This window comes from Clostridium sartagoforme AAU1 (assembly GCF_000401215.1).
Classification (GTDB): Bacteria; Bacillota; Clostridia; order Clostridiales; family Clostridiaceae; genus Clostridium; species Clostridium sartagoforme.
Genome location: NZ_ASRV01000253.1, coordinates 1 through 3823, shown reverse-complemented (window position 1 = coordinate 3823; position 3823 = coordinate 1). Strand labels below are relative to the sequence as shown.

Sequence of the window (3823 nt, the reverse complement as noted above, 5' to 3'; positions counted from 1 at the left end):
ATTATGCGTTATTAGCTCAGTTGGTAGAGCACCTGACTCTTAATCAGGGTGTCCCGGGTTCGATCCCCTGATAACGCACCAAATCCTAAACTTTTGTTTAGGATTTTTTTATTTAAAAAATAATAATGAACAAGTATTGGATAATAGTAGATTCTTCTTATAATATTTATAAATGTGATAAGTTTTATAAGAATTATTCAATTTATTTTTAATAAATGGGAGTTAAATTTTATGTTATATAAAAAAACAACAATAACTTTAATATACTAGTATTTAAAAAAAATTCTAATGGCACAAAAGTAATATATAATTTAAAAATGGAAATTTAGTTATGGAGGGATATAAGTGATTTCAAAAAATAGAAAAGTAGCTATAGTAGGAACAGGTTTAGTTGGTTCTAGCACTGCATTTAGTTTAATAACTCAAGGTGTTTGTGATGAAGTTGTTATGATAGATATAAATAAAGAAAAAGCACTTGGGGAAGTTATGGACTTAAAACATTGTATAGAATACCTAAATAGAAATACAAAAATAAAAGTAGGTTCTTATGAAGAGTGTAAAGATGTTGATATAATAGTTATAACTGCAGGAGCGCCCCCAAGACCAGGGCAAACAAGGTTAGATACTTTAGATCTATCAGCTAAAATAGCAAAGTCAATAGTTGATTCTATAATGCAAAGTGGATTTAAGGGCCACTTTATAGTGGTATCAAATCCTGTTGACATAATAGCGCATTATGTTTATAAGCTATCTGGACTACCAAAGAGTCATGTTATAGGAACAGGAACATCTGTTGATTCAGCAAGATTAAAAAATTTCATAGGAGATTTATTTAATGTTGATCCAAGAAGTGTTCAAGCGTATTCTATGGGTGAACATGGTGATTCTCAAATGGTTCCATGGTCTCATGTTTATGTTGGGGGAAAACCATTTAGTAAAGTTATAAAAGATAATAAAGATCGAGCTGGAGATATAGATTTAGATAAGTTAGCTATGGAAACTGCACAAGCGGGATGGGAAGTTTATAACAGAAAGGGAACAACATATTATGCTATAGCTGCTGCCACGGTTGGAATAATAAAGGCTATTTTAAATGATGAAAATAAAATAATACCAGTATCCACATTATTAGATGGTGAATATGGTGAATATGGAGTATTCTCTGGAGTACCTGTAGTACTTAATAGTGAAGGTGCAAAGGAAGTAGTAGAAATAGAAATGACAGAAGAGGAACTTAAAAAATTTAAAAAGTCTAATGATACAATAAGAGAATATATAAGTAAATTGAACAATAAATAATAGTAATGCTATTAAAGAAATATACAATTCTTTAATAGCATTTTATATTAAGATATATGTATATAAAAATGACTAAATGCTACAATATAACTTACAAATTTATTAGTAAAGTTAAATTAATTTATATTAGAAATAAAAAAACAAATTATTTTCAAAAATTATGTTGACATATGGGTAATAAGTCTATATAATAAGTTCTTGTTGAGAGAAAAATATCTGGTGATGATGGCGTAGAGGAAACACTCCTCTCCATTCCGAACAGGAAAGTTAAGCTCTATAGCGTCGATGGTACTGCATGGGAGACTGTGTGGGAGAGTAGAACGTTGCCAGGTCATAAGGTTTACTAGCTCAATCGGTAGAGCACTTGACTTTTAATCAAGGTGTACCGGGTTCGATTCCCGGGTAAGCCACCAAAAATCACTTCATTTAATGAAGTGATTTTTTAATAAGAACTTGCTTAGCATTATATATAATAAAAGAAAGAGATGATAATCACCTCTTTCTTTTTTATTTTCTTAGAATATCTTTTTTTACAAACTTTAAAAATTTCTTTATAGAGTTTAAATCATCTTTTAAAGTTGAAGAATCTTCTTCTTTAAAATATCCACCAAGATAAATTAACATTATAAAGAATAATATACCTAAGTTAATATACATATCTTTTACATCAGCTATGAAAAGATTACTTATCCCTATAAAATCCAAGCTACCACCATAAAATACTTTATCTATTAATGAACATAATGCTCCAGATGTAACAAATAAAAATGTCATATCTGCCCAGAAACTTTTATTTTTGAGATAGGAATAATATCTATAAATCTCTATAAATAAAAGCACAGAAACTGCATTAAATATGATTAATGTAGTAAATCCTACTCCAAAACCAAATCTAGCATTAAGCCAAGACCCCTCAGTATTAATTATAGGATCAAAGGAGAGGAAGTTTGGTATAAGTTCAAAATATCTTTCAAAAAAGAATAATTTTATTATCAACTTTAATCCTTGATCTATTAACATAAGTACAGAAAAGATTAATAATATTATCTTATTGTTAAAACCATTAGGATATTTGATTGATACTATATATATTATCCAACCTGTAATGGCAAATAAAATAGTCAACAACAAGTTCATAATTAGGGTATAAAAATTATCTACTCTACCAGTTATAATTTCAAATGCAAAGTACAATAGCCACATTAAAGGAAGTATTCCTATCGTAATCCATTTATCTTTATTAAATTTATTTGTCATGATATCCTCCTACAGAAAACTTAAGATATTAAGATTTTATCATATGTAAATATAAAATTCATATAAGGATAACAAATTATTTTAAATACTGATATAATTAAAAAATAAAATACTGAATATTTAGGTTATTTATATTAATACTAAATAATAATACGAATCATAGGAGGAATTTTAAGTGTTAAAAATTTTTGCAGTTTCAGATTCTATAGGGGAAACAGCTGAGCAAGTTGCTATGGCAGCGGCAAGTCAATTTAAAGGAGAGGTAGAAGTAAAAAGAATTCCTTACATAAATAGTTTAGAAGATGTTGAAGAATTGATAACTGAAGTTACCAATAACGAAAAAAGTATAATAGTATCAACTATAATAACTGTTAATGTAAGAGAATATTTGACTCAAAAATGCTTAGAAAAAAATATATCTGTAATAAATGTATTGGGTCCAATAATAAATGTGACTTCATCAATATTGAATAGAATGCCAGACAATAATCCAGGTGCAATGAGAAAAACAGATGAAGTTTACTTTAAAAGAATTGAAGCTATGGAGTTTGCTATGCAATATGATGATAGCAAAGACTATAGAGGATTAAAGAATGCGGATGTTGTACTTATAGGATTATCAAGAACGTCTAAAACACCATTATGTATGTATTTAGCTAATAAAGGAATAAAAGCAATTAATATACCACTTATGCCGGAAGTAGAAATACCAAATGAACTTTTTGAAGTAGATAAGAAAAAAATATTTGGATTGGTAATAAACCCCTTACAATTAATAGAAATAAGAAAAAGAAGATTAGATAAGTTTCATAGAATGCCTACAGGGATAGAATATGCAAGTGATGCTAGAATATTAGAAGAATTTGATTTTGCAGATAGAATAATGAGAAAATTAGGTTGTAAGACTATAGATGTTACTCAAAGAGCAATAGAGGATACTGCACTGATAATAATAAAGGCATTAGGGCATGATAGATAATATACAAGGTTAACTATTAAATTAGAGTATATTAATAAAATTAAGATATAATTTTAAATATAATTTTTGAGTATATAAAATCGAAAAAAGGCATAAAACAAACATATTGAAGATAAATTCATAGTGAAAGTATAATTTTATTAAAAAATAAAAGAAAATATATTGACAATAAGTTTTTTTAGTGATAACATTTATTCATCGTCTAAAGCGAGTCAAATATTTTAAAGGATAATAAAAAATATATTGACATAATAAAATTATGATGATATTATAAGAAAGTCGCTTAAA

General features: G+C 27.3%; 3 protein-coding genes, 2 tRNA genes and 1 rRNA gene. 5 read left to right on the top strand and 1 reads right to left on the bottom strand.

Annotated elements, in window-relative coordinates:
* The first annotated feature begins 5 nt into the window (after positions 1-5).
* From A500_RS18930 to A500_RS18915, 4 genes are all read left to right on the top strand, one after another.
* Positions 6-81: transfer RNA gene (locus A500_RS18930), tRNA-Lys, on the top strand.
* Positions 82-345: 264 nt separating this feature from the next.
* Positions 346-1299: an L-lactate dehydrogenase gene (locus tag A500_RS18925; RefSeq protein ID WP_016209181.1), complete on the top strand. Its 954-nt coding sequence runs from the start codon at positions 346-348 to the stop codon at positions 1297-1299.
* Positions 1300-1514: 215 nt separating this feature from the next.
* Positions 1515-1631 (top strand): 5S ribosomal RNA (gene rrf / locus A500_RS18920).
* A gap of 5 nt (positions 1632-1636) precedes the next feature.
* Positions 1637-1712 (top strand) — tRNA-Lys (locus tag A500_RS18915).
* Positions 1713-1806: 94 nt separating this feature from the next.
* Here A500_RS18915 and A500_RS18910 read toward each other — a convergent pair.
* A complete protein-coding gene (locus A500_RS18910; RefSeq protein ID WP_016209180.1) occupies positions 1807-2556 on the bottom strand; it encodes a signal peptidase II in 750 nt (249 codons plus the stop codon).
* Between the two features lie 175 nt (positions 2557-2731).
* On the opposite strand from A500_RS18910, the gene A500_RS18905 reads away from it, so the two are divergent.
* Entirely contained in the window at positions 2732-3535 is an 804-nt protein-coding gene (locus A500_RS18905) for a pyruvate, water dikinase regulatory protein (RefSeq protein ID WP_016209179.1), read from the top strand.
* Positions 3536-3823 lie beyond the last annotated feature (288 nt).

What these genes read in the sequence shown, in the direction of transcription:
- A500_RS18910 (WP_016209180.1), bottom strand. Translation starts at nt 2,556, where the DNA reads ATGACAAATAAATTTAATAAAGATAAATGGATTACGATAGGAATACTT.